The sequence below is a fragment of the Streptomyces sp. O3 genome (assembly GCF_054788135.1).
The window spans coordinates 48,149-72,049 of sequence record NZ_JBTVYK010000007.1 but is presented as its reverse complement, the minus strand read 5'-3'; the positions used below and the strand labels follow the sequence as shown (position 1 = coordinate 72,049).

General features: G+C 73.3%; 21 protein-coding genes and 1 pseudogene. 7 read left to right on the top strand and 15 right to left on the bottom strand.

Translation table 11 applies throughout. The annotated features are described in order from the left end of the window. The first annotated feature begins 59 nt into the window (after positions 1-59). The 5 genes from iolC to ACX6XY_RS06015 all read left to right on the top strand — a co-directional run bounded on the left by iolC (position 60) and on the right by ACX6XY_RS06015 (position 6,017). On the top strand, positions 60-1,118 hold the full coding sequence (gene iolC, locus ACX6XY_RS06035) for a 5-dehydro-2-deoxygluconokinase (protein WP_460327192.1): 1,059 nt from the start codon (positions 60-62) through the stop codon (positions 1,116-1,118). Continuing rightward, complete coding sequence (gene iolB, locus ACX6XY_RS06030; protein WP_460327189.1) at positions 1,118-1,930, top strand: 5-deoxy-glucuronate isomerase; 813 nt, start codon at positions 1,118-1,120, stop codon at positions 1,928-1,930. Before iolC ends, iolB begins: the two co-directional genes overlap by 1 nt. Next, positions 1,885-3,819 (top strand): 3D-(3,5/4)-trihydroxycyclohexane-1,2-dione acylhydrolase (decyclizing), encoded by a 1,935-nt coding sequence (gene iolD / locus ACX6XY_RS06025; RefSeq protein ID WP_460327283.1) that lies wholly within the window; start codon positions 1,885-1,887, stop codon positions 3,817-3,819. Before iolB ends, iolD begins: the two co-directional genes overlap by 46 nt. A gap of 10 nt (positions 3,820-3,829) precedes the next feature. Further along, positions 3,830-5,332, top strand: coding sequence for a CoA-acylating methylmalonate-semialdehyde dehydrogenase (gene mmsA / locus ACX6XY_RS06020; RefSeq protein ID WP_460327187.1), 1,503 nt, complete (start codon positions 3,830-3,832; stop codon positions 5,330-5,332). A 262-nt stretch (positions 5,333-5,594) separates the two neighbouring features. After that, entirely contained in the window at positions 5,595-6,017 is a 423-nt protein-coding gene (locus ACX6XY_RS06015) for a GNAT family N-acetyltransferase (RefSeq protein WP_460327186.1), read from the top strand. Here the strand turns inward: ACX6XY_RS06015 and ACX6XY_RS06010 are convergent. Both ACX6XY_RS06010 and ACX6XY_RS06005 read right to left on the bottom strand, forming a co-directional pair. Continuing rightward, the gene (locus ACX6XY_RS06010) at positions 5,986-6,690 is read right to left on the bottom strand and encodes a class F sortase (protein ID WP_460327184.1); all 705 of its coding nucleotides are present in this window, start codon (positions 6,688-6,690) and stop codon (positions 5,986-5,988) included. The two genes, ACX6XY_RS06015 and ACX6XY_RS06010, sit on opposite strands and share 32 nt — an antisense overlap. A 56-nt stretch (positions 6,691-6,746) precedes the next feature. Next, positions 6,747-7,427, bottom strand: coding sequence for a hypothetical protein (locus ACX6XY_RS06005; protein ID WP_460327182.1), 681 nt, complete (start codon positions 7,425-7,427; stop codon positions 6,747-6,749). A 155-nt stretch (positions 7,428-7,582) separates the two neighbouring features. Between ACX6XY_RS06005 and mgtE the strand changes: the two genes are divergently transcribed. Continuing rightward, complete coding sequence (mgtE, locus tag ACX6XY_RS06000) at positions 7,583-8,947, top strand: magnesium transporter (protein ID WP_460327180.1); 1,365 nt, start codon at positions 7,583-7,585, stop codon at positions 8,945-8,947. Here mgtE and ACX6XY_RS05995 read toward each other — a convergent pair. The 3 genes and pseudogenes from ACX6XY_RS05995 to ACX6XY_RS05985 all read right to left on the bottom strand — a co-directional run bounded on the left by ACX6XY_RS05995 (position 8,911) and on the right by ACX6XY_RS05985 (position 10,130). Continuing rightward, on the bottom strand, positions 8,911-9,114 hold the full coding sequence (locus ACX6XY_RS05995) for a DUF397 domain-containing protein (RefSeq protein WP_460327281.1): 204 nt from the start codon (positions 9,112-9,114) through the stop codon (positions 8,911-8,913). The genes mgtE and ACX6XY_RS05995 overlap by 37 nt on opposite strands. Before the next feature lie 18 nt (positions 9,115-9,132). After that, a pseudogene (locus tag ACX6XY_RS05990) lies at positions 9,133-9,291 on the bottom strand (DUF397 domain-containing protein); the annotation flags it as partial. Next, positions 9,288-10,130: a helix-turn-helix domain-containing protein gene (locus ACX6XY_RS05985; protein WP_460327179.1), complete on the bottom strand. Its 843-nt coding sequence runs from the start codon at positions 10,128-10,130 to the stop codon at positions 9,288-9,290. The pseudogene ACX6XY_RS05990 and the gene ACX6XY_RS05985, both read right to left, overlap by 4 nt. A 143-nt stretch (positions 10,131-10,273) precedes the next feature. On the opposite strand from ACX6XY_RS05985, the gene ACX6XY_RS05980 reads away from it, so the two are divergent. Beyond that, positions 10,274-10,708 carry an ATP-binding protein gene (locus ACX6XY_RS05980; protein WP_460327177.1) on the top strand — a complete coding sequence of 145 codons (435 nt, stop codon included), beginning with the start codon at positions 10,274-10,276 and terminating at the stop codon, positions 10,706-10,708. Between the two features lie 63 nt (positions 10,709-10,771). Here the strand turns inward: ACX6XY_RS05980 and ACX6XY_RS05975 are convergent, their stop codons facing one another. Genes ACX6XY_RS05975 through ACX6XY_RS05930 form a run of 10 tightly spaced genes read right to left on the bottom strand, consistent with a single transcriptional unit; the run spans position 10,772 to position 23,901 of the window. After that, entirely contained in the window at positions 10,772-12,178 is a 1,407-nt protein-coding gene (locus ACX6XY_RS05975) for an asparagine synthase-related protein (protein ID WP_460327175.1), read from the bottom strand. A gap of 25 nt (positions 12,179-12,203) precedes the next feature. Further along, positions 12,204-12,557, bottom strand: a complete 354-nt coding sequence (locus ACX6XY_RS05970) for a rhodanese-like domain-containing protein (RefSeq protein ID WP_460327173.1) — start codon at positions 12,555-12,557, stop codon at positions 12,204-12,206. After that, on the bottom strand, positions 12,554-13,066 hold the full coding sequence (locus tag ACX6XY_RS05965) for a peroxiredoxin-like family protein (RefSeq protein ID WP_460327171.1): 513 nt from the start codon (positions 13,064-13,066) through the stop codon (positions 12,554-12,556). Before ACX6XY_RS05965 ends, ACX6XY_RS05970 begins: the two co-directional genes overlap by 4 nt. A gap of 23 nt (positions 13,067-13,089) precedes the next feature. Further along, positions 13,090-13,806: a 4'-phosphopantetheinyl transferase family protein gene (locus tag ACX6XY_RS05960; protein ID WP_460327169.1), complete on the bottom strand. Its 717-nt coding sequence runs from the start codon at positions 13,804-13,806 to the stop codon at positions 13,090-13,092. 36 nt (positions 13,807-13,842) lie between these two features. Then, entirely contained in the window at positions 13,843-14,667 is an 825-nt protein-coding gene (locus ACX6XY_RS05955) for a TauD/TfdA dioxygenase family protein (RefSeq protein ID WP_460327166.1), read from the bottom strand. Beyond that, entirely contained in the window at positions 14,651-14,965 is a 315-nt protein-coding gene (locus ACX6XY_RS05950) for an acyl carrier protein (protein ID WP_460327164.1), read from the bottom strand. The genes ACX6XY_RS05955 and ACX6XY_RS05950 overlap by 17 nt, the downstream gene beginning before the upstream one ends. After that, positions 14,943-18,917: a non-ribosomal peptide synthetase gene (locus ACX6XY_RS05945; protein ID WP_460327161.1), complete on the bottom strand. Its 3,975-nt coding sequence runs from the start codon at positions 18,915-18,917 to the stop codon at positions 14,943-14,945. The genes ACX6XY_RS05950 and ACX6XY_RS05945 overlap by 23 nt, the downstream gene beginning before the upstream one ends. A gap of 1 nt (position 18,918) precedes the next feature. Next, on the bottom strand, positions 18,919-20,091 hold the full coding sequence (locus ACX6XY_RS05940; RefSeq protein ID WP_460327159.1) for an alanine racemase: 1,173 nt from the start codon (positions 20,089-20,091) through the stop codon (positions 18,919-18,921). Next, positions 20,081-23,263, bottom strand: coding sequence for an AMP-binding protein (locus tag ACX6XY_RS05935; protein WP_460327158.1), 3,183 nt, complete (start codon positions 23,261-23,263; stop codon positions 20,081-20,083). The genes ACX6XY_RS05940 and ACX6XY_RS05935 overlap by 11 nt, the downstream gene beginning before the upstream one ends. Next, positions 23,260-23,901 (bottom strand): FMN-binding negative transcriptional regulator, encoded by a 642-nt coding sequence (locus tag ACX6XY_RS05930; RefSeq protein ID WP_460327156.1) that lies wholly within the window; start codon positions 23,899-23,901, stop codon positions 23,260-23,262. Before ACX6XY_RS05930 ends, ACX6XY_RS05935 begins: the two co-directional genes overlap by 4 nt.

The following is a 23,901-nucleotide window of genomic DNA, read 5'->3' as shown; positions in this document are numbered from 1 at the left end:
CCAGCGACACCCAGCGACACCCGGCGACACCCGGCGGACCCGCGGCTGAAGGGGCGTGCATGGCGGCAACCGACCATCGCGGCGCGTACGACGTCGTCACCATGGGGCGGATCGGAGTCGACCTCTACCCCCTGCGCACCGGCGTCCCGCTCGCCCAGGTGGACACCTTCGGCAAGTTCCTCGGCGGCTCCGCCGCGAACGTGGCCGTCGCCGCGGCCCGGCTCGGGCGGCGCGCGGCCGTGATCACCCGTACCGGTGAGGACGCGTTCGGCGCGTATCTGCACCAGGCGCTGCGCGAGTTCGGCGTCGACGACCGGTGGGTGACGGGGGTGCCGGGGCTGCCGACGCCGGTCACCTTCTGCGAGATCTTCCCGCCGGACGACTTCCCGCTGTACTTCTACCGCCAGCCCAAGGCCCCCGACCTGGAGATCCGCGCCGACGAACTGGACCTGGACGCGGTCCGGTCGGCGCGCGTGTTCTGGGTGACCGGGACCGGGCTGAGCGAAGAGCCGAGCCGGTCGGCCACGCTCGCGGCGCTCACCCACCGGGCGAAGGCGGGGGCGACGGTCTTCGACCTGGACTGGCGGCCGATGTTCTGGACCGACCAGCACCGGGCGCGTGCGCACTACGCCGAAGCGCTCCGGCACACCACCGTCGCCGTCGGCAACGTGGACGAGTGCGAGGTCGCCACCGGCGAGCGCGAGCCGCACGCCGCCGCCCGCGCGCTGCTCGACGCGGGCGTCGAACTCGCCGTCGTCAAGCAGGGCCCGAAGGGCGTCCTGGCCGTGAACCGCGCGGGCGGGAGCGTCGAGGTGCCGCCGCTGCCCGTCGAGGTCGTCAACGGACTCGGCGCGGGTGACGCCTTCGGCGGCGCGCTGTGTCACGGGCTGCTGGACGGCTGGGAGCTGGCGCGGACCATGCGGTACGCCAACGCCGCCGGGGCCCTCGTCGCCTCCCGCCTGGCCTGCTCGTCCGCCATGCCGTACCCGCACGAGGTGGCCGAGGCCCTGGAACGCGGCCGGGTCGCCAGCGACCGACAGGCCGACGACGGCCAACAGGCCGATGGTGCCAGCGACCGACAGGCCGCCAGGGCTGACACCGACCGAAGGGAGCCGTGATGCATCTGCCGGCAGGCAGTACGGCCAGCGGGCCGTACACGCTGGACATCGACCCCAAGCGGGCTGGCTGGGGGTACGCCGGGCTGCGGGTCGTCGAGCTGCCGCCGGGCGGCACGCACCAGCTGGCCGCCGGGGACAGCGAGTGGATCGTGCTTCCGCTGAGCGGTGGCTGTACCGTGCATGTGGACGGTGGGGCCTTTGAACTCCTGGGCAGGGAAAGTGTGTTCAGTGGGGTCAGCGACTTCGCGTACGTCCCGCGCGACGCCCACGCCCAGATCGCCTCCGGTGCGGGAGGCCGCTTCGCCCTGGCAGGAGCGAAGTGCGAGCGCCGACTCCCCGCCCGCTACGGCCCCGCGCCGGAGGTTCCCGTGGAACGGCGGGGGAGCGGCAACCGCGCCCGCGAGGTGCGCAACTTCGGGGCGGCAGGGGTCTTCGACGCGGACCGGCTGATCGCCGTCGAAGTGCTGACGCCCGGCGGCAACTGGTCCTCGTACCCGCCGCACAAGCACGACGAGCACCGGCCGGGCCAGGAGGCCGAACTGGAGGAGATCTACTACTACGAGATCGAGGAAGGCGACCAGGGACGGCCCGGCCTCGGCTACCAGCGGGTCTCGCCGTCCAGGCCGGGCGGCACGGACGTGCTCGCCGAGGTCCGCAGCGGCGACGCGGTGCTGGTGCCCGACGGCTGGCACGGCCCGTCCATCGCCCAGCCAGGACACACCCTGTACTACCTGAACGTCATGGCGGGTCCGGGCGACGAACGCGCCTGGCGCATCAGCTTCCACCCCGACCACCCGGAGGGATACCGGTGAGACTCACCGTCGCCCAGGCGCTGGTGGCGTTCCTGGCCCGGCAGTACACCGAGCGGGACGGCGTCCGGCGGCGGCTGATCGGCGCGACCTGGGGCATCTTCGGGCACGGCAACGTGGCCGGGATCGGCCAGGCGCTGGTCGAGTACCGCGACGAGATGCCGTACCACCAGGGCCGCAACGAACAGGCCATGGTGCACGCGGCCGTCGGCTACGCCCGGCACGCCCGCAGGCTCTCCGCGCACGCGGTGACCACCTCCATCGGGCCCGGCGCGACCAACCTGGTCACCGGCGCGGCGCTGGCCACGGTCAACCACCTGCCCGTCCTGCTGCTGCCCGGCGACGCCTTCGCCGCCCGGCCCGCCGACCCGGTCCTCCAGCAGCTCGAAGTGCCCTACGCGGGCGATGTGTCCGTCAACGACTGCCTGCGGCCGGTCTCCCGCTACTTCGACCGCGTCACCCGCCCCGAGGCGCTGATCCCGGCCGCGCTCCAGGCCATGCGGGTCCTGGCCGACCCGGCGGGGACCGGCGCGGTGACCCTCGCACTGCCCCAGGACGTCCAGGCCGAGGCGTACGACTGGCCCGACGAGTTCCTGGCCGAGCGCACCTGGGGCGTACGCCGCCCGGCCCCCGACGCGCGTGAACTCGCGGCGGCCGTACGGGCGGTACGCGACGCCCGGCGGCCGCTGATCGTCGCGGGCGGCGGGGTCCGGCACAGCGAGGCCCAGGACGCGCTCGCGGCGCTGGCCGACGCGACCGGCGTCCCGGTGGCGTCCACCCAGGCGGGCAAGGGCTCGCTGCGCCACGACCACCCGGCGGACGTGGGCGGCATCGGCCACACCGGCACCGCGACCGCCGACGCGCTGGCCCGTACCGCCGACCTGGTGATCGGGGTCGGCACCCGGTACACCGACTTCACCACCGCGTCCGGCACGCTGTTCGGCGCGCGGGCGCGCTTCGTCAACCTCAGCATCACCGGGTTCGACGCGCACAAGATGGCCGCGCTGCCGCTGCTCGCCGACGCCCGCGCCGGGCTCGACGCGCTGACCGAAGCCCTGCGCGGCCACCGCGTCGACCCCGCCTACGAGGCCGAGTACACCGACGCCAAGGCCCGCTGGGAGGCGCGGGTCGACGCCGCCTACGCGACCCCCGACCCGGACGCCCGCCCCACCCAGGCGCAGGTACTCGGCCTGCTCGACGAGCTGGCCACCGGCGACGACGTGATCATCAACGCGGCCGGTTCGCTCCCCGGCGACCTGCACAAACTCTGGCGCGCCCGCTCCGGCGACCAGTACCACGTCGAGTACGGCTACTCCTGCATGGGCTATGAGATCCCGGCCGCCATCGGCGTCGCGCTCGCCGACCGGTCGGGCCACGGGCGCGCCGAGCCCGGCCAGGACCGGCCGGTGTGGGCGCTGGTCGGCGACGGCACGTATCTGATGATGCCCACCGAGATCGTCACCGCCGTCCAGGAGGGCGTCCCGGTCAAGACGGTGATCCTGCAGAACCACGGGTACGCGTCCATCGGCGGCCTGTCCGAGTCCGTCGGCGGCGAGCGGTTCGGCACCGCCTACCGCTTCCGGGCCGACGACGGCACGTACACGGGCGCGCCGCTGCCCGTCGACCTGGCCGCCAACGCGGCCAGCCTCGGCATGCCCGTGATCCGCGCGAAAACGGTCCGTGACCTGCGCGAAGCCCTCCAGGCCGCCCGCCGGGCCGAGGGCCCCACAGGTGTCTATGCAGAGACCGAAACGGCAGACACAGTGTCGGGCGTGCCGCCCGCGCAGGCGTGGTGGGATGTTCCCGTAGCCGAGACCGCGAACCGTCCGTCGGCGGTCAAGGCGCGCGAAGAGTACGACCGGCACGTCGCCACCCGACGCCGTCACCTGTGAGGAGTACGTCATGACGAAGACCGTCAGCCACTGGATCGGTGGCAAGACCGTCGAGGGCGCGTCCGGTACCTACGGGCCGGTCACCGACCCGGCGACGGGCGCGGTCACCACCCAGGTCGCCTTCGCGTCCGTGGACGAGGTCGACGCCGCGGTCGCCGCCGCCCGCGAGGCGTACGCGACCTGGGGGAACGCGTCGCTGGCCCAGCGCACCGCCATTCTGTTCAAGTTCCGGGCGCTGCTGGACGCGCACCGGGACGAGATCGCCGAGCTGATCACCGCCGAGCACGGCAAGGTGCACTCGGACGCGCTGGGCGAGGTGGCGCGCGGCCTGGAGATCGTCGACCTGGCCTGCGGGATCACGGTCCAGCTCAAGGGCGAGCTGTCCACGTCGGTGTCCAGCCGCGTCGACGTCGCCTCGATCCGGCAGCCGCTCGGCGTCGTCGCCGGGATCACGCCGTTCAACTTCCCGGCCATGGTGCCGATGTGGATGTTCCCGATCGCCATCGCCTGCGGGAACACCTTCGTGCTCAAGCCGTCCGAGAAGGACCCGTCCGCCTCCATGAGGATCGCCGAACTGCTGGCTGAGGCGGGGCTTCCGGACGGTGTGTTCAACGTGGTGCACGGCGACAAGGCAGCCGTGGACCGGCTGCTCGAACACCCGGACGTGGCCGCCGTGTCGTTCGTCGGCTCGACCCCGATCGCCCGCTACATCCACACCACGGCCTCGGCCAACGGCAAGCGGGTGCAGGCCCTGGGCGGCGCCAAGAACCACATGCTGGTCCTGCCCGACGCGGACCTGGACGCGGCCGCCGACGCCGCGGTCTCGGCCGCGTACGGCTCGGCCGGTGAGCGCTGTATGGCGATCTCCGCGGTGGTGGCGGTCGGCGCGACCGGCGACGAGCTGGTGGCGAAGATCCGCGAGCGCGCCGAGAAGATCAAGATCGGCCCCGGCGGCGACCCGGCCTCCGAGATGGGCCCGCTGATCACCGCCGCGCACCGCGACAAGGTCGCGTCGTATGTGCGCGGGGCCGCCGAGCAGGGCTGCGAGGTCGTCCTGGACGGCACCGGGTACACGGTCGAGGGCTACGAGGACGGCCACTGGATCGGCCTGTCGCTGCTCGACCGGGTCCCGGTCACCGCCGACGCCTACCGGGACGAGATCTTCGGCCCGGTGCTGTGCGTGCTGCGCGCCGAGACCTACGAGGAGGGCCTCGCCCTCATCAACGCCTCGCCGTTCGGCAACGGCACCGCGATCTTCACCCGTGACGGCGGCGCGGCCCGCCGCTTCCAGCTAGAGGTCGAGGCCGGGATGGTCGGCGTGAACGTGCCGATCCCGGTGCCGGTGGGCTACCACTCCTTCGGCGGCTGGAAGGACTCGCTCTTCGGCGACCACCACATCTACGGCAACGACGGCACGCACTTCTACACCCGCGGCAAGGTCGTCACCACCCGCTGGCCCGACCCGTCGGACTCCCCGGCCGGAGTAGACCTGGGCTTCCCGCGCAACCACTGAGCCGCGCCCGCCCGCCCGCCCGTCGCGCCGCGTCGGCGCGGCAGGCCTGGGTGCCGTGCGCCCCGGTCCGGCGAGTCACTGGGTGACCCGCCGGACCGGGGCGCACGGGCGTCCGCGTCAGCCGGTCCGGCTGCCGCCGGCCGTCGTCGTCCGTCCGGCCGTCGTCGTCCGACCGCCGCCGTCCGCTCCGGCCCCCGTTGCCGGGGCCCGGCACCCCCCCTCGCGTCCAGGTCACCGTCCCGCTGTGGTACGAACATCCGCCATGGAGATCAGACGTGCGCACACCGTCGACGAACTGCTCGCCGCCACCCACCTCTTCGACTCCCCGGTGCGCCCCGAGTGGGCCCGCCGCTTCCTGGACACCGCGGGACACCACCTTTTCCTCGCCTACGAGGACGCCGCCCCGGCCGGATTCGTCAGCGGCATCGAACTCGTCCACCCCGACAAGGGCGTCGAGATGTGCCTGTACGAACTCGGCGTGGCCGAGGCCTTCCGCCGCCGCGGCATCGGCCGCGCGCTCGTCGCCACGCTGGAGCGCCTCGCCCGCGAGCGTGGCTGTTACAGCATGTGGGTCGGCGTCGAACCGGACAACGACGCCGCGCTGGCCACCTACCGCTCGGCGGGCGGCAAGGACGACGACGCCTTCGCGATGATCACCTGGGAGTTTCCGGGCGCACCGAGCTGATCACGTCGGTGAGGTGCGCGTACACGACCGTGTTGCCCTGGTAGCCCGCGTCCGGGCCCGCGTAGCCGCCGCCGCAGGTGATGACCCGTAGCTCAGGGCGGTCCGCCTGGCCGTACACCCGCTCGTCGGGGAACGCCTCGCCCTCGTGCAACTCCACGGCGTGGATCGTGAACACGGCCGTACGCCCGTCCGCGCGGTCCACCTCGACGGTGTCGCCCTGGCGCAGCGCGCCGAGCCGGTAGAACACCGCGGGCCCGGTGGCGGAGTCGAGATGGCCGACGGTCAGCGCGGTGCCGACGGCGCCCGGCGCGGTCCCGTCCCGGTACCAGCCCGCCAGCTCGGTCGCGTCGCCCGGAGGGGTGTCCAGGGTGCCGTCCGGGAGCAGCCCGAGCCCCATCAGCGGCGTGTCGACGCCGATGGCCGCGATCCGCATCCGCAGCGGCCGCGCGGGCGGCAGCGCCAGCGCACCGGCCGCGGCCGCGGGCGACCGGCCGGACTCCGGGTCCTGGCGCTGGGCGGAGGCGGCGGACGGCCGCGGCGGCTGCTCCTGGGCCCGGACCCCTTCGGCCATCAGCCAGCCGCCGACCAGCACGGACAGCGAGGTCAGCCCGGCCAGCGGAGCCTTGATCCGCGATCCCCGATACGGCCGGGGCGACCGGTTCCCGGAGCGCATGGGCTCACCTCCGTACAGGCGACGGGTCAGAAGTGGTCAGAAGTGACCAGAGATAGTCAGAAAGGGCAGGAGGAGTTTCGGCGGTGCTGGCGGCGGATCAGCCAGACGCCGCAGGACCCGGCCGTCACGGCGAGCGCCGCGCCCCCGGCGATCCGCACGTTCGGGTCGGCCCACATTCCGCTGCCCGCCCCGCCGCCGAACCCGCCCCGCACCTTCCCGCTCGGCACGGGGGAGAGCGATGAGGCGGTGGCGGGCGACGCGGGAGACACCGGCGATACGCGCGGCGCGGTGGCGGCCGGGGACGGTGTGGCGGCCGGGGACGGCGTACCCGTGGACGTCCGCGCGCCGGTCACGGTGATCCGCCGCGACCCCGCGGACTCCCCGCCCGAGCAGACCACCGCCACCGTGTACGTACCGGGCGCGACGCCCTGCCAGGAAGCGCTCAGCGTGCCGCCGCCGCTGCCGGTGAGCTCCGTCTGCCTGCCCTCCGCGAAGCTGCCGCGGCCCGCGCTCAGCAGCGCGGCCCGCCCGCCGCTCGGACAGGAGCCGGTACTGACCCGCACCACGGAGCCGTCGGCCGTGACCCGGATACCGGCCCCGGCCCCGGCGGCCGGTCGCGTACCGGAATCGGTCTCGTGCACCGCGAACAGCGCCAGCGGCACCCCCAGCACCACCGCGCCCACGGCGGCCAGCGGGCCGTAGAGCCGGAGCGTGCGGGATGTCCGGGTGGTGCGCATGGGAGTGCCCTCCGCCGCAGGTGCCTGTGCCTCTGAGCCAAGGGGGTACGGGCGCATCCCGCACGCGCTGGACGCCCGGTACTCGCTGTGCGGGTGACGGGATCATCCGGATGGCCCTCACCCGATACCGCGACGCGTCTCGATACCGTGACCCCATGCCGCCGCACCCCACGCCCGACGTCCGCTCCGAGCCGCCCGAGTCGCTGCGGAAGATGGTGGAGAACCATCAGGTGCACGCCGCCCTGGAGTGGCTGGAGGTGACCCCGCCGCACGTCATCGCCGACGAACTGGCGCGGATGGACGGGGTCACCGCGGGCATCGCGTTCCGGCTGCTCGACAAGGACCGGGCGCTGGACGTCTTCGAGGAGCTGGAGCCGGTCGACCAGCAGCAGATCCTCGAAGGGCTGCGGGACCGCTCCTTCCTGGAACTCGTCGAGGCGATGGACCCCGACGACCGGGCCCGGATGCTGCGCGAGGCGCCCGCCAAGGTCGCCAAGCGGGTGCTCGCGGGGCTGAGCGCGCACGAACGGCGGATGACGTCCGCGCTGCTCGGCTACCCCGAGGGCTCCGTCGGCCGCTATATGACCCCCGAGTTCGTGGCGCTGTCCCAGGACCTCACCGTCGAACAGGCGCTGGCCACCGTACGGGCCAAGGGCGGGCACGCCGAGACCGTCTACACGCTCCCCGTCGTCGACCAGGGCAAGCGGCTGACCGGCGTCGTCGAGCTGCGCGAGCTGGTACTCAGCCCGCCGGACACCATGGTCTCCGAGCTGGTCGTCACCGAGCCGCCGTCCGCGTACGCCACCGACGCGGCGGAGGACGCGGCCCGGCTGATGCGGGACACCAACGACCTCAACCTGCCGGTCGTCGACAGCGAGGACCGCCTGGTCGGGCTGCTCACCATCGACGACGCGGTGGAGGTCATCGAGGCCGCCGACACCGAGGACGTGGCCCGCCAGTCCGGCGCCGCGCCCTGGGCCGGGCACTACATGGCCGCGTCGGTCTGGCAGCTCGCCCGCTCGCGGGCGCTGTGGCTGGGTCTGCTGCTGGTCGCCGCGACGCTGACGGTCAGCGTCACCCAGGCCTTCGAGGGCACCCTGGAACGGGTCACCCAGCTCGCCATGTTCATCCCGCTGCTCATCGGGGCCGGGGGCAACGCGGGCGCGCAGGCCGCCACGGCGTGCGTGCGCGCGCTGGCGGTCGGCGAGGTGCGCGGCTCGGACCTGCTGAAGGTCATCTGGCGCGAGTGCCGGGTCGGCCTGGTGCTCGGCTCGCTGCTCGCGGCACTCGGCCTGATCGTCGGCACGGTGTTCGCCGGGGCGGAGATCGCCTTGGTCGTCGGGATCACCCTGATCCTCATCTGCAGCTGGGCCGCGACCATCGGCGGCACCATGCCGCTGCTGGCCAAGCGGCTGCGGATCGACCCGGCGGTGGTGTCCGCCCCGATGGTCACCACCCTGGTCGACGCGACCGGCCTGCTCATCTACTTCATGACCGCCAAGGCCGTACTGGGCATCTGAGACACCGACAGGTGCGCGGTGAACGCGGTCCAGGCGGCGGCCGAGACGGAGAAGGGGCGGAGTCCGGTGTCTTTGGAGTCGCGGACGTGGACTGCCTGCGGCAACACGGCGACCTCGACGCAGTTGTCGCCGCCACTGCCGCTGTAGCTGCTCTTGAACCAGCTCAACTGTGTGGCGGTGAACGCCGTCCAGGCCGCGGGAGAGACAGAGAAGGGACGGAGTCCGGTGTCTTTGGAGTCGCGGACGTGGACCGCTGTGGGCTGCATGGCGACTTCGACGCAGTTGTCGCCTTCGCTGCCGCTGTAGCTGCTCTTGAACCAGCTCAGGTCTTCGGTGGTGCTCATAGCGCTCCTCGCATCTGTTCCAGCAGGCTCACGGTAGCCCGACAGTCCAGGGCCTGGGAACGCAGCTTGCCATAGCGCTGCAGAAGCACGCTCACATCGACCGAAGTGGTGATCAAACTGCTCGACCGTTGTCCTTCCGTGTAGCCGACCCATTGGTGGTCCGGCCGTTCCGCCAAGTACATCTGCCCGTCGATTCCGGCGTGGTCATCCTGCCGAAGCGGCATGATCTGGATCTCTACGTTCCGTTGGCTGCCAACGCGCAAGAGATGGTCGACCACGGACCGTGTGACGCTGTCCCCTCCCACCCCGCGTTCCAGCACCGCCTGCTCGATGACGAAGCTGAACGCCGTGTTCGGGCGCTGCGAGATGAGCTTTTGCCGGTCCAGGCGGGCCGCGACCTCCTGCTCCAGCCGTTCCTCCGTAACCGGAGGAAGCCGCCGGTCGAAGATGGCCCGGATGTACGGCTCGGGCTGCAACATCCCCGGAATCCCCCGGCACTCGTACGCGTACAGCGTGATCGCTTCCTCTTCGATCCCCGCCCACTGCAAGAACCAGGACGCCAGTCCGGCCTTGCGGCGCAGGCTTCTCGCCGCTGCCGCGAGTACCTTCGCCGCGAGCGGTCCCAGTGCCTCCGTCGCCCGCTCGGGCAGATCCCCCGGCGGGAACCGTTTGCCCTGCTCGATCTTGGCGATGTAGGCCGCCGAGTAGCGCACGCGCGGCGCGTACTCCTCCTGGGTCAGGTTCGCCGCGTCGCGCAGCGCCTTGTGCACCGCCCCGAAGGTCTTGAGGCTGTCCGACAGTTCGGGTTCCGTGGTCGCGCCGTCGTGTTCCGCCGTCATCGCCGCCCGCCCTCCGTGCGTCACCCAACTCACCCATGGTTACGGGCGGTCACGCACCCGGTCCAGTGCGTGAACTGGTACAGCCGGATCTGTATGGGTGTCGCGCCTGTTGGCGTGCGGTGACGGGCCGGAACGCTGGGCGTATGACAGCTTCACCGGCCCAAGGGGTCGTAACCGTAAGTGTGTTCGCGCGGCGTTTCGCCGCGACGCGGCTCGGCGCGCGCCAGGCGCGGTGCCTCGCCGCGCAGCAGTCGCACGACTGGGGCATCCCGTACGGGACGCCGGGTTGCCACGAGGTGGCCCTGCTCGTCGCAGAGTTGGCGGCCAACGCCGTACTGCACGGCCGCGTGCCGGGTCGGGACTTCGAGCTGCGCTTGGTGTACGGGCATGAGGCGGGGGTCGTCCGCGTCGAGGTGTCCGACACCCACCCGGCGCTGCCCGAGCCGGTGACCGCCGCGGCGGACCGCGACAGCGGCCGGGGCCTGCATCTGGTCGCGGCCGTCGCGGCTCGCTGGGGCGTGAGCGAGCGCACCGGCCCCGGCAAGACCGTATGGGCGGAGACGCGGCCTCTCGGGTAGGGCGATCGGCGGTCCGCGCTGGCCACTTGGCGGTCCTGGCCGAGGCGGGCGCGCCCGTGGACGCTAAGCCCGCGCGCGCCGCAGCGCCCGCTCGAAGAGGTCCCAGGGGTCGGAGGGCTCCAGCTCTCCCCGTGCCGCGCGGTCCAGGAGTTCGGCGAAGCAGGCCCGGTAGACGGCCCCTCGGTCCTGTGCGCCGGTCTCCTTCTCCAGGCGTCGGGTCACGCCGTCCTGGAGGCCGCCGCCGTGGTGGACGGCGATCTTCTTGCGCCACGCGACCGGTTCGGGGACGCGGCGGCCCATCGCCGTGCGCAGGTGGTACTTCTCCCGGCCCTCGCGGACCTTGCACTCGGGCGTGGTCTCCAGGGCGACCCTCATCACCGGCCAGGACCAGAAGGGGTGATGGGCGGTCGTGCCGTACGCGAGGGGCATCCGGTTGGACAGTTCGTTGCTGCGCCGGGTGCGGTCGACCGCGGACAGGATCTGCTCGATCAGGTCGTCGCGGTGGTCGAAGGGGCGGTAGAGGCCGGCGTTGACGAGGTCGCTGCCGTAGCCGGTCAGCAGGACCTCGTCCGCGGAGACCGCGCCGAGCCGCTGCACCGTCGTGGCGGTCAGCGCGACCTCGACTGTCTCGGCGTCGGCCGCTCCCAGCCAGCGGACGGCCTCCGGTATGGAGGCGATGATCTGATCCTCGGTCAGGTATACGGGTTCGAGGCCGATGCCGAGCTCCGCGCAGAGCTCGGCCGCGTCGTCGAGCTCGTCGCCCCACGGGGTCGCCACGCTGTACGGGGTGACGGGCAGCCCGGCGCGGGCCGCCAGATAGGTCACGGTTCCGGAGTCGATGCCCCCGGACAGCAGCGTGGCGTAGCCGGTGCCCTCCGGAGTGGTCGCGTCGACGCGTGCGATCTCCGCGGCCAGCGCCTCCAGTTGCGCCTCGCCCGCTGTTAGGGGGTCGTCCCGGTGCGGGGTGCGGAAGTCGCCCAGTACGTCGTGCTCGTCGCCCGTGTCGGTGAGCCAGTGTCCGCCGCTGTTACGGCGCGTCCGCGTCACGGTGCCGTGCCGCAGGCGGCTCACGTCGGCCACCAGGGTGCCGTGCTCGTGGGCCGGAGCGTCGCCGAGTACGCGGACGGGCAGGCCGAGCGCGGGCAGCACCAGCGGGGCGAGGAACAGGTCGGTGAAGTAGGCGAAGAGGCCCTTCATCCGGTTGACCGCGTAGTAGACCGGGTCCTGGTTGAGCGCTGAGACGCGGACGGTGACGGCGTCCGCCTCGACGCGCAGCAGCGAGGCGGCGGCGCGGGAGTGCGGGGACAGGGTGGCGACGTCGACGACGAACGGCGGGTTCTCGGGGAGGCGCGCTCCCTCGGGGCCGCGGTAGTACACCGTCAGGTCGCCGAGGTCGGCGGGCCGCGCGAGGTGTTCCAGGTCGGGCAGGGGGACGTTGGCGACGACGCACCATTTGCTGACGGGAGCCATGTTCAGGCCTTTCTGGTGAGGCGGTTCAGTACCGCGGCAGGCTGGGGTCGATCTGCGTGGCCCAGGCGAGGACGCCGCCTTCGAGGTGCACGGCGTCGGCGAAGCCCGCCTCGCGCACGACGGCCAGGACCGCCCGCGTACGGACACCGGTCCGGCAGTAGAAGACGGGCCGGAGTCCCGCCCGCAGCGTCGGCAGCGCCGACGCGTCGAGCCAGGAGCCCTGGGGCGCCAGCCGGGCTCCGGGAATGCGGACGAGCTCCCACTCGTGGGGCTCCCGGACGTCGATGAGGTCGATGGGGGCTCCGCGGTCGAGCAGGTCCTTGAGTTCCGCGGGTGTGATCGTGCCCGCGTTCTCAGGGGTCCGCTCGCCGCCGCTCACACCTCGCCCCGTGCCGGGTAGTCGTTCTCGTTGATCCACCGGACGGTCTCGACGACCTCGTTCAGGTGCGGGCGCAGGAACGGCATCGACGTCCGCACCGACGCGTAGAGCGTGCCGTCCGGGCGGACGAGGAACAGGCCCGGTTCGCTGAACTCGTCGGGGTTTCCCTCGTTGACGGCCTTCGACACGTACAGGCCCCACTCCCGCATCGATTCCAGGCTCAGCTCGTATCCGACGGGCACCCGCGTGAGGTTCCACTCCTTGACGGCCCGCTCGGCGCGGTCGATGCCGTCGCCGCTCACGGCCACCGCCGAGGTCACCCCGGCCTCGGCCAACTCGGGTATGACGGAGTCGAGTTCCGTTACATGGGCGCGGCACATGGGGCAGTGCACGCCCCGGTAGAAGACCACGAGGGTGAAGCTCTCGGGCCGCTGGTCGGCGAGGACCCAGCGGCCGCCGCCGACCAGCGGGACGTCGAGGGCGGGCGCGGGCTGTCTGGGCTTGAGCATCGCGAACTCCTGTACGGGGTGGGTCAGTCGGGAGGAGGGAGAAGAAGAGGGGGAGGGGGAGGGATAGGGAGATCGGGGGAGGTTCTCGGCACGGAGACGGCCGTGAGCAGCAGGCCCCGCCGTACGGTCCACACCCCCTGGAAGGCGGTCACGCACCGGCCGCCCGCCAGGGGGCGCGGCCGCGTTAGGTCCGCCGTGAAGGTCCGTGCGGGGACGTCGACGGTCACCGCCACGTCCTCGAAGCCCAGCCAGCCGCCGGTGAGCGGATGCCAGGCCTTGTACACGCTCTCCTTCGCGCTGAACAGCAGCCGGTCCCAGTGCACATCGAGGCCGGACGCCGCCAACTCGGCGATGTGCAGCCGTTCCTGACGGCTCGTGGTCATTTTCAGAGCGCCGCCGCTGATCGGCAGGTTCGGCTCCGCGTCCAGGCCGACGGTCAGCACCGCGGCGGACCGGGCCACCACGGCGGCCCGGTACCCGGCGCAGTGCGTCATGCTGCCGACGGTCGACGCGGGCCACACCGGCGCGCCCCGAGGCCCGCGCGGAATCGGCCCCGGAGCCTCGCCGAGCCGGGCCAGGGCGGCCCGCGCGCAGGCGCGGGTGGTGGCGAACTCCCGGCGTCGCTCGGGCACGGCCCCGGCCACGTACCGCTCCTCCTCCTCGAAGAGCGGCACCGGGCCGGGCGGGTCGCCGAAGGCCTCGACGACCGTGTGCGGGGCGGGCAGCAACTCCTCGAACACCTGGGGCCGGTCCGCCAGATCAGGTCCGCCGGGCCGCTAGGCCGCGTCGGACAGCGTCAGCTGGCCGCGGAAGAGCACGCGGGTGCCTCCCTCGCTGATGGCGGTGCGGCCGTGCAGCGTCCGCTGGTTGTCGATGATCAGCAGGTCGCCGACCTGCCAGCGGTGGGTGTAGGCGTAGCGTTCGGAGCGCAGGAAGGCGTCGAGCTCATCGAAGAACCGGTCGGATTCGGCCTGCGGCAGGCCCTTGACCCGGATCTCCCAGGACCGCTGGTCCACGTCGCGGGGGAAGGCCGTCGTGAGGTTCAGGGACTTCACCCGGCCGTAGTCACGGGTCGTCGGGATGGTGTGCCAGTCGACGGGGACGGTCGGGAAGTAGCCCCGCTCCTTCACCAGATACTCGATCTCGTGCTCGTCGAGGACGCGGCGCAGCCGCTCGGGCATCTCCCGCCAGGCCGTCAGCTGGTCGCTGACGTAGGTCTCGCCGGAGCCCGGAACGTCCGAGAACTCCGCCGCGTACAGAATGATCAGGTCGACCTGTTCGCCGACGAGGAGGCCGTCCGTGTGCAGCGGCAGCGGGCCGCGGCCGGTCACCACCTTCTCCTTGTCGCGGGAGGCGTTGAGCTTGAGGAGGTCGGCCTGCCCCTCGCCGAACTTGTGGTCGACGGTGTCGCCGAGGGAGCGCACGAGGAGCTTGAAGGCGTCCTCGTCCAGCTCGACGCCCCGGACCAGGACGCAGCCGCTCGCCAGCGCGGCCTTCTTGGCGCGCGCGGCCAGGTCCTCGACGGCGTCGCCGGGGGCCCAGGGGACGAGCGCGCCCATGCCCGAAGGGGTCAGCCGCTGGTAGTCATCGGTTGCGGACATCGTTGGTTCCTTCCGTGGGTGGTGCGGAATCCGCCCGGCCGGTGGGGCCGGGGGCTCCGGCGACGCGGGTGATCTCCGTCTCCAGACGGGACACCGTGACCGGGGCGGCGAAGAGGGCCTCCAGGTCCAGGTCGACGTCGAACCGGTCCTCCAGCGCGGACAGGATCTGGATCAGGGCGGCCGAGTTGACCCCGTGGCCGATCAGATCCGCGCCGGGATCGGCGAGCGGGGGGCAGCCGTGGGCGGCCAGCTCCGCGAGGACCGCCGTACGTATGTCAGAACCGGTCGTCGAGGTCATCGACACTCTTCACTCCTTCGATCGCGTCCCTGACCCGCTTGGCGTTGGCGTCGTCGAAGACGTCGAAATGTCCGCCGGTCAGCGCCGGGCCGCTGGTGCGGCGGGCGATCCGGCCCCAGGCGTCGGGGTCGGCTTCGGCGGGGTCGTTCCCGGCCCGGAACTCCACCAGGGGGACGGGGGAGCGGGCCGGGTCCCAGCCGTGCAGCAGGGTCATGTTCCGCCGGTAGACCGCGAACCTGGTGTCGAGCACCGGGTCCGACGTCACCTGCCCGGCGTCGAGCCGTACGCCACTGGTCTCCCGGATGTCCCGGAGGAAGCCGTCGAGCAGCGCCTGACCGGCCCCGTCGGCGGCGGTTTCGTCGGGTGGGGTTCCGTCGCCGCCGCGGGACGCCGGGGAGACGGGCGTGTCGATCACGACCACGCGCGCCACCGGCGTCCGCGAGACACGCGCGGCCTCATAGGCCAGCGCGCCGCCGAACGACCACCCCGCGAACACCGACGGCACCCCGTCGGACGGGACCCGGTCGGCCAGCTCCGCGAGACAGCGCCGGGCGAGCCCGGACAGCGTGCCGCCGCCGTCGGCGCCCTCCTCCAGCGGCGCGTCGATGCCCACCACGTGTACGTCGATGTCGCCAGCCAGCTCCCGGACCAGCCCCGCGTAGCAGGACACCCCGCCGCCCACCGGCGGGAAGAGGACCAGCCGCAGCCGGGGCGCGGCGCTGGAACGCGGCTGGTACGTCCAGATCCCCGAGCCGCCCGACGCGCGCGGCCGACGGCACAGGGCGGCCAGGCCCGCGACGGTCGGGGCGGCCATGAACTCCCCGAACGGCACGTCGTGTCCGTACCGGCTCCGCAGGACCGAGAGCAGCCGGATCGCGTCGTACGAGCTCCCGCCCGCGGCGAAGAAGGACTCCCCGCGCGGGGCCTCGCCCAGCACCTCCTGCCAGCACGCCGAGACCTCGTGGCTCAGCACGTCCCGCTCGGTCGGCGCGTCGGTGTCGGCGGCCTCGGCGGTGTCGGCGGTGTCGTTCCAGGGGAGCCGGTCGAGCGCGCGCCGGTCCAGCTTCCCGTTGCCGTTCAGCGGAAGCTCGTCCAGCTCCAGCAGCGCTTCGGGGATCATGTAGGACGGTACGGCGTTCCTGAGCGCCGCGAGCACGCCTTGCCGCCAGCCGTCCGCCGCCCTCTCGGCGAGGGTGACGCAGGCGACGAGCTGCTTGCGTCGGCCCCTGTCCCGTACGGCCACGGCGCACCGGCCGACGCCGGGCGTCTTCTCGATCAGGTGCTCGATCTCGCCCAGCTCCACGCGGTGCCCGTTCAGCTTCACCTGACTGTCGGTGCGCCCCAGGAACTCGACGACCCCGCCCGGATGGCGGCGGCCGCGGTCGCCGGTGCGGTAGAGCCGCCCGTACACCGGGTCGTCGGAGAACGCGGCCGCGGTCTTCACCGGGTCGTCGGCGTAGCCGTCGGCCACGCCGGCGCCGGCGATGTGGATCTCACCGATCTGCCAGTCGGGGCACACCTCGCGCTCGGCGTCCAGTACGAGGATCTCCTGGCCGGGCAGGGCCCTGCCGTACGGGATCGACCGGCCGTCGCCGTCGGCTTCCCCGACGCGGTGGAAGACGGACCAGATCGATCCCTCGGTCGCGCCGCCGAGCGAGACGACCTCGGCCTCCGGCGCCAGCCGCCGCAGCGCCGCCGGAAGCTTCAGCGGAATCCAGTCGCCGCTGAGCAGGAAGGCCCGCACCGACGGGAGGGCCGCCCGCTCCTGGGCCAGCAGGGACGCCAGCGCGGGCGCGGAGTTCCACAGGGTCACCCCGTGGCGGTCGATCAGCTCCGTCCACCGCGCGGGGCTCTTGGCGCTCTCCTCCGAGAGGAGCACCACACAGCCGCCGCGCACCAGCGGGCCGAAGACGTCGTACACGGAGAGGTCGAAGCCGACCGAGGAGACCGAGAGCACCCGGTCCGCCTCGGTGACGGCGAACTCCTCGTTGACCGCGTCGATCGTGTTGAGGACCGCCGCGTGGGAGATCACCACGCCCTTCGGCTCGCCGGTCGAGCCCGACGTGAAGATGACATAGGCGGTGGGGCTCGGTGCGACGAGCGGCCGCGGGTCCCCGGCCGCGGACACCCCGGCCGCGAGGAGCGGCAGGGGGCGCGCCCCGCGCTCGGTCCAGCGCGCGTCCGCTGTCGGCCGTCCCTCGGTGACCGCGAAGCGCACGGCTCCGCGGCGGGCGATGCTGTCGAGGCGTCCGTCCGGGGCGCCGTGGTCCAGCGGGATGTACGTACAGCCCGCGAGCAGGCTGCCGAGCATCGCTACGACCTGGCCGCGTCCCCGTGGCAGGTGGACGGCGACCCGGTCACCGGTGCGCGCACCGGCGTCCAGGAGCGACCCCGCGACGGCGTGGGCCTGTCCGACCAGCTCCGCGTAGCTGAGGGCGCCCTGTTCGTCGTGGACGGCGGGCGCGTCGGGCCGGTCGGCCGCGCACCGCAGGACGCGCCCGTGGAGGGTGTCGGCACAGCCCCCGGCGGACACCGCGACAGGGTGCGTGACGGGGTGCGCGGCGCGGGGCACGGTGGGAGCCGCGGTGGCGGTGCGCGGCGGCGCGGACGCCGGGGAGCGGGCCGGACGGCGGGTCCCGTGCTCGCCGGACGCGGCGAGTTCGCGGACGAACTCCTCGCACCGCGCCACGAAGTCCTCGGCGAATCCGGCGTCGAAGGCCTCTGTCCGCCAGTCGAAGCCCAGCCGGACCGTGCCGTCGGACTCCCTGGCCACCTGATGGTCGATCAGCACCTGCGGCACCCGCAGCTGAACGTCATCCCAGCGGCGGCGCAGCCCCAGCGCGGCCTCGCCCGAGCCGTCGACGTCGAACGCGGTGAACGCGAAGGGGTGGGCGAGCCGTCGCAGGTCGGCGGCGGGGTCGGCGAGCCGGGCGATCTCGGCGCCGCTCAGCGAGCCGTGCATGGCCTGGGCGAGATACCGGCTCTGGACCGCGCGGGCGATCTCGGCGAAGCTCTGCCCGGTCGTTCCGGGCACCTCCAGCGGCATGGTGCTGCCCTGGTTGCCGAGCGAGTCGGGGGACACGGGGCCGGTGCGCCGCGAGTGCAGGACGGTGACGGTGTGGGCCGAGCCGCCGCCGAGTCGCCCGAGTACGGCACCGTAGGCCGCGAGGTAGACCATCGACGGGGTGAGCCCGTGGCTGCTCGCGAACGTGTCGATCCGGGCCGCCGTGACCGGGTCGAGGGTGACCATACGGTGGGAGACCGCCGGGCCGACGGACCGCCAGCCGGGCCGCAGCGGCAGTTCGGCGGCGTCGGGAAGCGCCGCCGCCCGCGTACGCCAGAACCGCTCGTCGCGTGCGGAACGGTCCCGGCGGGGCGTGCCGGGACCGCCGGGCGTGCCGTGCGGGGCGCGGTCGGCGACGGCGGGTTCCCCCTCCCCGCCGTCGCGGTCCGTCACCAGCTCGGCGAGGAACACGCCGAGCGACGCCGCGTCCATCAGCCACAGGGAGTACACCAGGTGCAGCCTGGCGCGGTGCGCCGAGCGCACCACGGACACCTCGAACTGCGGCCAGTCGCCGAACGCGAACGCGTCGGAGACGCAGGCGCGGCGGACCTCGTCGTCGGCGGCGTCGAAGCCGGCGTCGTCGACCCAGCGGACATCGGCGTCCACGTCCCGCGCGACGTCCTCGCGCAGGGGTGTCAGGGAGAGGTCGGCGGCCTTGCTGAGCCGGAGCACGGAGTTGGCCCGGACCAGTCGGCGCAGGCGGGCGCCGACCCCGGCCGCCTTGTCCGGGCTCAGGTCGCAGCTCAGGTAGTAGCGGGCGGGTCCGCTGAGTTCGAGGCCGTCCTGGCCGCCGATCAGATAGGCGCGCTGGATCGGGCTCAGCGGCTCCCGTACGCGGCCGTCACCGGGATCCCGCGGGACGGTGTCACTCATGACGGTGTCACTCATGTCAGAAAACGATCTCTCTCACCTTGTCGCGGCTCAGGAATCCGCCGGGGCTGAAGCTCGGTCCGTACGCGCCCACGCCGGGGAACACCAGCAGGTCGCCGGGCGTCACCTCGGGCAGCTCGATGTCCTCGGCGAGCACGTCGAGTTGGGAGCAGAGCGGCCCCGTCACATACACATGGGGGACGTGCCGGCGGTCCGCCCCGCCCACCACCCGGACGCGGAGCTCTCCCCGGTCGCCTCCGGACAGCAGGCGGCTCGCGAGGAGGATGTCGTTCATCCCGGCGTCGACGATGACGTACCGGCGGTCGCCGATCGTCTTGGTGTCCAGGACGGTGGTCAGCAGGCTGCCCGCCGGGCCCGCGATGGACCGGCCGTACTCGCAGACGAGCGGCAGCCGGTCGCCCCGCGCGGGAAGGCCGGTGTCCGCCTCCGCCAGCCGGGCCCAGTCGACGGCGGGGTCGCGGTCGCGCCACCGGGTCGCGATGCCGCCGCCGATCGAGACGAAGTCGAGGGCGAGGCCGAACCGTTCGGCGCACGCCCTGGCGCGCTCGGTGACCGCCTTCCGGGTGGTCAGGATGACCTCGGGGTCGCTGTACTGGGAGCCCCAGAACAGCTGGAGTCCGCTGACCGACAGCGGCGAGGCGCGCAGGACGCCGATCACGTCGGCCAGGTCCTCGTCGCCCACGCCGAACTGGTTCGGAGTGGGCTCGGCGTCCGGTGTCCGGGCCGGATAGGGCGTGTTGAGCCGGATCACCCCGCGTCCGGTCACCCCGAGATCGCGGGCCGCGTCCGCGAACAGGACGGCCTGCCGGGGCGATTCGACCGTCACCGCGACACCGGCGGCCAGCGCCGCCGCCGCCTCCGTACGGGACTTCGCCGGGCCGGTGAACAGCACCTGGTCCGGCGGTGTGCCGGTGCTCAGCGCGGTCTCCATCTCGGCGAGCGAGCAGACGTCGAAGCCGTCCACCAGCGGGGCCAGCGTGTTGACGACTCCGGGGTACGGATTGGCCTTCAGCGAGTAGTAGACACCGGCCCCCGGCGGCGAGGCCGCGCGGACCCGCGCGACGGCGTCGCGCAGCACCGGCCTGCTGTAGGCGTACACCGGCGTCCGGCCCGCCCGGTGGACGAGCAGCCGGGCCTCGGCGTCGGTGGGCGTGGCCGTCTCATCGCTCATGCGGCTCTCCTCCTGCATATGACTCTCCCCCTGCGTACGGATCCGCCCCTGCGTACGGATCCGCCCCCGCATGCGGATCCGCCCCCGCATGCGGATCCGCCCCCGCTTCGCACAGTGCCGCGAGGACGTCCGCGTGGACCCGGTCGATCACGTCGGGCCGGTCGGCGGCGATGCCCCGCCGGTAGTAGTAGGTCAGCGCCATCTCGCCCGCCGACATCTGGAGTTCGCCCTGCAACTGGTAGCGCAGCGCCCGCCCCAGCGGCCGGGGCCGCCAGGCCCCGAGCTCGCGGGCGCGCAGGCCGCGTGGTTTGGGGTGCTGGTTGAAGAGCACCGTCGACAGGGGGAAGCACTCCGCGTCGGCGAGACCCAGCTCCTCGGCCCGCTGGTCGAACTCCCAGGCGCTGTGGGCCGTGCCGTCCTCCAGCTGCCGGGCGAACTCGCCCGCGCGGTCCGGGAGTTCCCCGGTGCCCTGGCCGCGGACGACGAGCTGGCTGGTGAACATGCCCGCGGTGCCGGTCCGCGCGCCCTGCCGTGCCTGGACGGGAACGACGAGGGCCAGCGGGCCGAGCCCGAAGGTCCGGGAGACGGCCCGCTCGAAGGCGGCCAGCACCACCGCGAAGACCGAGACCCCGTGCGCCTGGGCGATCCGGTGGGCGGCCCGAGTGCCGGTGACGCCGAACGGGTGCGACACCAGCTCTCCGGCGCGCGCGTCCTCGCCCGCGGCCTCCGGCAGCTCGGTCTGCCGGAGGCCCCCGAGGAGGTTCCGCCAGTACGCGGCCTCCGGGGCCGGCGCGTGCGCGGCGCGCTCGGTCGCCCGGCAGTAGTCCCTGAAGCCGCGCGGGGCCGGGGCGGGGCCGACGGGCTTCGCCGACAGCAGGCGGCGGATCTCGTCGGCGATCAGATCCAGGCTCAGTCCGTCGACGAACAGGTGGTGCGCGACGACGAGGACGGAGGTCGTGCCGTCGCCCGGCACGACGACCACCCTGAGCGGAGCGGGCCCGGTGGGGTCGATCGGCTCTGCCACCGCCTTGACCCGCGCCTCCTGGACCCGTGTGCGGTGTCCGCCCCCGGCCGGGGCGACCGTGACCGGGCAGCGCACCTCGGCGGCCTCGCGGTGGAGTTGGCGCTTCCAGTCCGCCGTGAGCGAGAGCCTGAGGGCGTCGTGGCGGGCGACGACCGCGTCGACCGCCTTCTCCACGTCGGTCCGCGACACGGTCGCCGCGATCCGTATCTCCCGAGAGATGTTGCACCAGTTGGCGTTGCCGTCCGCCATGCAGAGGGCCATATAGGCCTGCTGACGTGTCGACAGCGGAACCGAGCCGGACTCGCTGGGCTCCTCGGGGGCGTCGGGGCGGGCCTGAGGGTCCGTGGCGGTGTCCGTGGCCGTGGTGGCGGACGCGGCCGGAGAGCGGGCGAGCTCGATCGCCCGGCTCAGGGACGCGATGTCACGGTGGGCGAAGCAGTCCCGGACCGAGAGGTCCACCCCGAACCGCCGGTTCACCTCCAGGACGAACTCCATCATGTCCAGCGACGTCAGCCCCGCGTCGACGAAGGAGACGGAAGAAGAAGCGGAAGCCGTGTCGAGGCCGAGGAGGCCGCGCAGGGTCCCGGCGACGTCCACGGCCCCGTCCGCGGTCGAGGCGTCGACGGCCTCAGCCGCAGCGGCCGGTGCGTCATCGGCCGACGCGGCCAGCGCCACCCGGTCCACCTTCCCGCTGCGCAACAGCGGGAAAGCGCCGCGCAGATGGACAGCGGGCCGGGGCAGCCGCAGCCGCCGGGCCGTTTGCTCCACCGCCGCGCGCAGCGCCTCGGCCGCCCCGGCGGCGGTGGGATCGTCGACGGCGAGGAAGGCCCGCGGGCCCTGCCGGTCGACCACCACGCACTGCCGGACGCCGGGCAGTTCCTCGACCTCGTCGACGAGGCGGTGGTACGAGACCCGCCTGCCGGAGACCTTCAGGTCGTTCCCGAGTCGGCCGGCCACCACCAACTGGCCGCCAGCGGTGAGGTATCCGCTGTCACCAGTGCGCAGCACCGGTTCCATCGGCGTGACGCGGAACGCCCCGGACTCCCCGCCGGCGTCCTCGGCGAGGGTGCCCAGCGCGGGCGCGGCCGAGGCGATGAGCACCTCGCCGCGGCCGTCCGCGTCGGGCCGGTCGATGGTGACGGAGACGCCCGGACGGGCGGACCCGACCGGCACGCCCTCCCGCGGACCGTCCCCCGCGCCCCGGACGCCCCGCCGGAACAGCTGCGCGAGGGTGCCCTCGGTCATGCCGTACAGGTTCACGAACTCGGCGGCGGGGGCGAGCGCGCGCCACGCTCCGACCACCCGCGCGGGCAGCACCTCACCGGCGAAGAACCCCAGGCGCAGCTGGTCGAGACGCGCGGACTGAGCGCCCAGCACATCGGCGATCCGCCGCGCGAGCGAGGGGACGAGGAAGGAGAGGGTCGCCCGGCTGCGCACCAGGTGGTCCGCGAGGGCCCGCAGATCCAGCTGGGCGTCGGGGCCGGGCAGCGCGAGCCGGCCGCCGACGGCCAGGACGGCCAGCAGCTCACGCAGTGAGGGGTCGAAGTTCACACGGGTGACGGCGGCGCAGACGTCCGTACTCCGGAGGTCGAACTCGGTCACGAACCACGTCAGGAACGCGTGGAGTCCGGTGCGGCTGCCCACCACCGCCTTCGGGGCGCCCGTCGAACCGGACGTGGGGATGAGGTAACCGGCGTCGCGGGCCGCGTGGCGGCGGACGGGACGGGTGCGGCGGCGGGCCGGGAGGTCGAGGAGGACACGGCCGGTGGCGGCCTCCAGCAGCAGCTCGTCCGGAGTGCCGACGCCCCGGTAGTGCGCCGCCGGGGAGACGTCGCTGCTCAGGACGGCCGACGGCGCGGCGATGCGCTCGGCCCACGCGTACTGGCCGGTCTCCAGGCCCGCGTCGACCGGAACCGGGACGGCGCCGCTGCGCAGCGCCGCCAGGAGTCCGACGACATAGGCCGGGCTCAGCGGGCCGAGCACCAGCACATGGGTGCCCGCCGCGCCGCGCGCATCGAGGGCGCGCGTCAGGTCGTCGACGGCGGCGGTGAGTTCGGCGTACGTCAGCCGCTCCCCGCACCAGTCCACGGCGATCCGGTCGCTCGGGGGGAGGGTGAGCAGTCGGCCGAGCCGGTCCTTCGCGCTCATGAGACCGGACGACCCGGTTCCGCGGTGGGCGGGGTGAGGGCCAGCTCCGCCAGCGCGTGGCGGGCGCTGTCGCCGCCGGAGCGCAGCGCGTCGGCCAGGTTCTCGGTGCCGCCCTTGCCCTGGTTCAGCCGGAAGCAGGAGGTGAGGCGGAGGTCGCGCAGACGGTAGCCGACGATGTGCTTCAGATACTCGCCGGAGAGGTGCGCGGGGATCTCGTCCAGGGTCCAGGTCGAGCCGTCGACCGTGCTCTTCTGGAGCCGGTCGATCAGCACCTCGACATCGGCGCGCTTGCGGGCGTCGTCGCTGAGTTCGAGCCGCCCGGAGATCTCCACCGCGCAGTAGAGCCAGGTGGGGATGCGGCTGCGGGTGCCGAACCACTCGGCGGGAATGTAGGTGTCCGGGCCGAGCACGGTGATCGTGGCGGGGGCCCCGGTCCCGAAGACGGCCGACATGCCGTTGGCCCGAGCCACATGTCCCGCGACGAACAGCTCGCCGTCCTCGGTCTCGCGCAGGTCGATCGGGAGCGGCGAGGAGAAGACCTCACCGGCGTGGTAAGTGGCCAGCACGCCGAACGACTTGGCGCGAACGAAGTCGCGCATGGCCGGCAGCGGGAGGCTGAACTGCTCTTTGGTGTACAT

Bases quoted from the DNA above. Each gene is read 5' to 3' on its own strand.
- iolC (WP_460327192.1), top strand. From the start codon at position 60: ATGGCGGCAACCGACCATCGCGGCGCGTACGACGTCGTCACCATGGGG.
- iolB (WP_460327189.1), top strand. From the start codon at position 1,118: ATGCATCTGCCGGCAGGCAGTACGGCCAGCGGGCCGTACACGCTGGAC.
- mmsA (WP_460327187.1), top strand. From the start codon at position 3,830: ATGACGAAGACCGTCAGCCACTGGATCGGTGGCAAGACCGTCGAGGGC.
- ACX6XY_RS06015 (WP_460327186.1), top strand. From the start codon at position 5,595: ATGGAGATCAGACGTGCGCACACCGTCGACGAACTGCTCGCCGCCACC.
- ACX6XY_RS06010 (WP_460327184.1), bottom strand. From the start codon at position 6,690: ATGCGCTCCGGGAACCGGTCGCCCCGGCCGTATCGGGGATCGCGGATC.
- ACX6XY_RS06005 (WP_460327182.1), bottom strand. From the start codon at position 7,427: ATGCGCACCACCCGGACATCCCGCACGCTCCGGCTCTACGGCCCGCTG.
- mgtE (WP_460327180.1), top strand. From the start codon at position 7,583: ATGCCGCCGCACCCCACGCCCGACGTCCGCTCCGAGCCGCCCGAGTCG.
- ACX6XY_RS05985 (WP_460327179.1), bottom strand. From the start codon at position 10,130: ATGACGGCGGAACACGACGGCGCGACCACGGAACCCGAACTGTCGGAC.
- ACX6XY_RS05980 (WP_460327177.1), top strand. From the start codon at position 10,274: ATGACAGCTTCACCGGCCCAAGGGGTCGTAACCGTAAGTGTGTTCGCG.
- ACX6XY_RS05975 (WP_460327175.1), bottom strand. From the start codon at position 12,178: ATGGCTCCCGTCAGCAAATGGTGCGTCGTCGCCAACGTCCCCCTGCCC.
- ACX6XY_RS05965 (WP_460327171.1), bottom strand. From the start codon at position 13,066: ATGCTCAAGCCCAGACAGCCCGCGCCCGCCCTCGACGTCCCGCTGGTC.
- ACX6XY_RS05955 (WP_460327166.1), bottom strand. From the start codon at position 14,667: ATGTCCGCAACCGATGACTACCAGCGGCTGACCCCTTCGGGCATGGGC.
- ACX6XY_RS05950 (WP_460327164.1), bottom strand. From the start codon at position 14,965: ATGACCTCGACGACCGGTTCTGACATACGTACGGCGGTCCTCGCGGAG.
- ACX6XY_RS05945 (WP_460327161.1), bottom strand. From the start codon at position 18,917: ATGAGTGACACCGTCATGAGTGACACCGTCCCGCGGGATCCCGGTGAC.
- ACX6XY_RS05940 (WP_460327159.1), bottom strand. From the start codon at position 20,091: ATGAGCGATGAGACGGCCACGCCCACCGACGCCGAGGCCCGGCTGCTC.
- ACX6XY_RS05935 (WP_460327158.1), bottom strand. From the start codon at position 23,263: ATGAGCGCGAAGGACCGGCTCGGCCGACTGCTCACCCTCCCCCCGAGC.
- ACX6XY_RS05930 (WP_460327156.1), bottom strand. From the start codon at position 23,901: ATGTACACCAAAGAGCAGTTCAGCCTCCCGCTGCCGGCCATGCGCGAC.